Source organism: uncultured Legionella sp., assembly GCF_937871865.1.
Lineage (GTDB): Bacteria > Pseudomonadota > Gammaproteobacteria > Legionellales > Legionellaceae > Legionella.
On the sequence record NZ_CALMPD010000296.1, the window covers coordinates 1 to 4,551 of the forward strand.

A 4,551-nucleotide genomic window follows, 5' to 3' on the forward strand; every position below is an offset into this window, starting at 1 on the left:
CCGGAAACTCTCACCTTTTCAAGTGAGGTGTCAGATTAAATCGGAACTAATACAAATAATCTTTGTTCGAAACTGAAAAACTTGACGAGCTTTTGAAGGTTCTTGCTCGGCAAGCTGATTCAGATTCAAGCTCTGAATCATTGGAATGTATATATGCTGTTCGTTGCACTCTCTTTTGAATATAAACTCCTTATTACTGAAATGCCTTAATTATGTAGTCTGGAAACCATCAGGGTGGAAACTCCGAAGCGCCCATCTTAGTTAGCTATTTGTATTTTCATTCATTAAATCAAGGACTTTTTGGGTGATATCTAAGCTCTCATCAGCGACACTGAGCAACGTCTCTTTAGAAATTAACAAGGAACATTGTTGCCCTTCCAGAATGGCTCTTATTGGCGGAGTTGAAATCTCTGCAAAACTATTCGTAATCTGAATATCCAGCTGTATTAATCGATTATTTACATTTTCTATTTCGATTGCTAGCATCTTTTGATAATGCTTAATTTTATCTAAATGAGCATTAATTTCATGTGGCTTTAAGTAAGGTGTATTTTTTTTCAGAGTTTGCACCTCCGTATCAAGTTCAGTATATTTTTCCCTATATTTAAGTTCAATCGATTGACGAATATATTGAAATTTTTTGCTCAGTTTTTTTGCCGCATTGGATTCTTGGAATAAAAGCTTCCTATCCAAAACACAAGGTTTAAACTCTGTTTTGGAATAGGATATGTTTTGAACACTAAGAACAGTTATCGCAATGATTAACTTTACTAGCAAATGAAGCAATGTCATCATCCCAATGATTAAAAATGGAAACCAAGACCAACACTTCCTCCAGCATCACCTCTCCCTGAAACCGTCCCTCCTAGCTTTACAATAGCATTCCCATCGGCAAATGCTTTAGATGCTCCCATGGAAAACCCTGATTCTCCTTGAAAATTACCATAACCACCGGAAATCAAAAACTTTCCAGGAATAAAGGCCTGAGGTAAGGAGGCAAAAGCCAAGGCGGATGCGATCCCGCTTCGAGCTTCGTTTCGTGTTGTTCTGGTCGCCTGATTTAATTGATTTAAATTAACGGCATCAGTTCCCTGTGTTCCTGGTGCAACGTTAGTAATTTGACGCTCACTCCCTGGGCTACCTATGGATACAACATTATTACGTCCTTGATCATCGGAATTATAACCTAGTGCCACCGAATTGACTCCAGTTGCCACCGCTTTATTACCCAATGCAGTAGATTGAGTACCAAGCGCTTGAGCGCCATAGCCACTTGCTAAAGAATTTTCTCCACTAGAAACTGCATTAGATAAATTACTGGCATTGTTTGCAGACACAGCAACTCCTGGAGATATATTTGCTATTGCGGCATTAAGCTGAGCCAAATTCACTGCATCATTAGCCGAAATACCAGCAGCAACTCCTGTAATAATACGCTCTCCGTCAGTTCCCGAAACATTAATCAATGTTCCTCCTGTAGCACCACCAATTGTTAAATTACTTCCCGCACCTCCTACTTGTCATTTGCCGCGTTTGCCTGTATGCATGGAAAAAAAACAAGAGAGCATGAAGAAATTAATAAGATATTGATTCTATGCACAAAGAACTCCTTATCTAAGTGAAGCAATTTAAAGTACTTATTCTACAAAAGAAGAGTTAATGAATCTAGCTTTTTAATTGTGATAATAAACCAGAATTTAGGCTCTGTGGTTTATTATACCCACGTGAAAGTATTATTGATTTCTTTATATTCTTTACGGAAAACATAGTCTCTACCATCTCCATTTTGTTGCACAAACGAACCACAGTACAAAAGATTAAAATAGCCTTACACTACTTTCACACCTACTTCCATTTGCTCTACACAAATTATCAAAATCATCAATGCAAGGTATTTGAGGAAAATAGACATTAAACGCCGTTAGTGATGAGTTTTTGTTTCTTTGCAATGCTTCATAAATTTCTGTGAATCCAGCATTATTAATATTACTGTTGGTAAGATCAATTTCTTGAATATAATTATTATGTTCGAGCAAATCAGCAATAGGACCAGCTGAATCGAATAGATTGCTATTCAGATCAAGAATAATAACAGAGGTGTTTTGTTTTAAGCCGTTGACGATATGAAGAATATCTTCATTATTTAACTCATTGATACCTAATTCAAGCTCCTCAATGGTTTGATTCTTCTGCAACATTGTGCTTAAGGCTATAGCCGCATTGCCGCTCGAATTATTACCTAGATATTGTAACTTAGTGACAATAGTATTCCCTTCTAGTGCTCTAAAAAATTCTTGAGACTATTCAGAGGTTAAACCCTTCTGTTGAAGGGACAAGGTTGTGAGCTCAACATCATTTTGCTTTAATCGTCTAATAATTTCTTCATATTCTGGTTTCATTATGTTACCCATAAATTTATTTCGTTTGTTGGCCTCTTTTGCGGTAAACGTAGCTCTCTTCAATCTAAAATGATGGGTTCAATATTAAGTTCTATATCATAATGCTCTTTAATTTGTGATTGAATCCGCTCGGCAAACGCCAATAACTCGGCTTGATAAGCGCCGCCATAATTTACCATCACCAATGCATGCTCCTGGTAAATGCCGACATTGCCTTGCCTTAAGCCTTTTAGACCTAAACTATCAATCAACCACCCTGCTGATACTTTAATTTTCTCAGGATCATTTGTGGGAAACGCTGGTAAATTCGGATATTGCATACATAATTTCTGTGCTATTTTTTGGGGGATGATGGGATTATGAAAAAAGCTACCGGCATTACCTAGCACGTTAGGGTCAGGTAATTTACTTTGACGAATACTGATGATTATAGTGCGCAAGTCATACGGCATGGGATTAGTTAAAGAGGCAAGTCTATGTGCAACATCACCGTAATTAGCATTAAGATCAGGCTCTGTTAATAAAGCAAAACTGACGCTAATAACTATAAAACGCGAATTATTTTTTAAAAAACTGTTTCGATAACTAAATTGACATTCGCTGTTGCTAAGGGTAACCAGTTTTGCTGTTTGCAGATCATATACTAAAACCTCTTTAATAAAATCTTTAACCTCAACTCCATACGCACCAATATTTTGAATTGGCGAAGCTCCCACAGTGCCTGGGATTAAACTTAAGTTTTCCAACCCAAAAGCACCATGAGAGCAGCAATAAGCCACAAAGGAATCCCAATTCTCACCGGCCATGGCAGTAACAATCTGTTCTTGGCCAACTTTAGTCATTGTGATACCACGTAACTCATTATGAATAACTAAGCCATGGTATCGGATGGGCATAATTAAATTACTCCCTCCTCCCAAGATAAAGAACTTGGGGAAATTCGCAATTGCCTCTCTTAGTTCATCTAATTGTTTGACTTGATTTAAGACAACATAATGAGATGCTGTTGATTTTAAGTGCAAGGTGTTTAAGGAGGTTAAATCAATATCGTCTAGAATATTCAGCATCGGTTGCTCATCAGTTGTGTACTCATTATTTATTATCACGAATTTTATTTGGAGGCACAATTGGTTTAACTAATAATAAGTTTATTATCTGGTTTATTGGAGCTGTAATGTGTCAAATGCATTGCCCAGCAATTATCAGTAGTTAGATACCCCTTCAAAAACAGGCTTAGCAGGTCATATATTTAATAATTTTATTTTTTACATTCATACACAATGCTTGAGTCTCCTTCATCAGGAGCAACTGAGTTATCAAAAGCCTTTATTGTTTTAACTCCTCTAAAGCCCACATCTTTGAGTATATTAATTTAAACTAAAGGATCATTGTAAATTCGAACGTTAAAACTCTCAATTTCTGTTTGTATGATCTGTCCTTTTTCTACCAGCTCATATTTATCTATCGAATAACAGACATTGTTTTTATAAGTTGTTAGTCGGTTTACCAGAATAAGATTACCATCAGGCTTATGGTATACCATCCCTCTCCACACACCAAGTTGGTCAGGCACTATTTTAGAGGTTTCTGCTTCAAATAATAAAATTCCATCATCATTTAAATGATTATAAAGCACCTTCAATGATTTTTTTACAGAGTCTAAATCAATAAGATGTCCAAATGAGCCACTGGGAATAAAGATCAGGTTATATCGTTGTGGTGTATTCAAGTGCTCAACAAATCCTTGCCATACCTCAGGCTTAAGCTGCTGTAACCTTGCCTTAGCCTCAACATATATTCACTGGCATCAAATCCAGAGACATCAAATTGTTCTTTGAGAAGCGGGAGTAAAAATCGACCAGAACCACACATAGGCTCCATAACAGCGCTACCTGCATTTGCTACGTAAGTACGATAAAACGCATAAGCATCTTCTGGAGGTTGAGGTCTGATTAAATCATAAAATAAGAATTTGAATTTAATAGGTGTTATAACATGCCTGATGATAATCTAAAAGCAACTTCTTTAGAGCCCATATCAACTCCAACACTGACATCGTCACCAACGCCAATTCCACTTTCTACTGAACCTAAACCAACTATAGCCAACACACGATAAATTGATTATTAGCAATGGCTCTGAAAAAGCTCAT

Annotated in this window: 6 protein-coding genes; 1 reads left to right on the plus strand and 5 read right to left on the minus strand. The window is 36.8% G+C overall.

Features of this window, described 5'->3' with window-relative positions:
- Window positions 1–261: 261 nt before the first annotated feature.
- The 5 genes from Q0495_RS15945 to Q0495_RS15965 form a co-directional block, all read right to left on the minus strand.
- Window positions 262–786, minus strand: a complete 525-nt coding sequence (locus Q0495_RS15945; protein WP_298628088.1) for an OmpH family outer membrane protein — start codon at window positions 784–786, stop codon at window positions 262–264.
- A 17-nt stretch (window positions 787–803) separates the two neighbouring features.
- The gene (locus Q0495_RS15950) at window positions 804–1,466 is read right to left on the minus strand and encodes a YadA-like family protein (protein WP_298628090.1); all 663 of its coding nucleotides are present in this window, start codon (window positions 1,464–1,466) and stop codon (window positions 804–806) included.
- A gap of 351 nt (window positions 1,467–1,817) precedes the next feature.
- Window positions 1,818–2,198, minus strand: coding sequence for a hypothetical protein (locus tag Q0495_RS15955; protein ID WP_298628092.1), 381 nt, complete (start codon window positions 2,196–2,198; stop codon window positions 1,818–1,820).
- A 260-nt stretch (window positions 2,199–2,458) separates the two neighbouring features.
- Window positions 2,459–3,466, minus strand: coding sequence for a UDP-N-acetylmuramate dehydrogenase (murB, locus tag Q0495_RS15960; protein ID WP_298628094.1), 1,008 nt, complete (start codon window positions 3,464–3,466; stop codon window positions 2,459–2,461).
- A gap of 305 nt (window positions 3,467–3,771) precedes the next feature.
- Window positions 3,772–4,128 carry a hypothetical protein gene (locus Q0495_RS15965; protein ID WP_298628096.1) on the minus strand — a complete coding sequence of 119 codons (357 nt, stop codon included), beginning with the start codon at window positions 4,126–4,128 and terminating at the stop codon, window positions 3,772–3,774.
- A gap of 266 nt (window positions 4,129–4,394) precedes the next feature.
- On the opposite strand from Q0495_RS15965, the gene Q0495_RS15970 reads away from it, so the two are divergent.
- A complete protein-coding gene (locus tag Q0495_RS15970; protein WP_298628099.1) occupies window positions 4,395–4,517 on the plus strand; it encodes a hypothetical protein in 123 nt (40 codons plus the stop codon).
- Window positions 4,518–4,551: the final 34 nt, after the last annotated feature.

Excerpts from the sequence above, each read along its gene's own strand:
- Q0495_RS15955 (WP_298628092.1), bottom strand. The coding sequence starts at position 2,198 with ATGTTGCAGAAGAATCAAACCATTGAGGAGCTTGAATTAGGTATCAAT.
- murB (WP_298628094.1), bottom strand. The coding sequence starts at position 3,466 with ATGCTGAATATTCTAGACGATATTGATTTAACCTCCTTAAACACCTTG.
- Q0495_RS15970 (WP_298628099.1), top strand. The coding sequence starts at position 4,395 with ATGCCTGATGATAATCTAAAAGCAACTTCTTTAGAGCCCATATCAACT.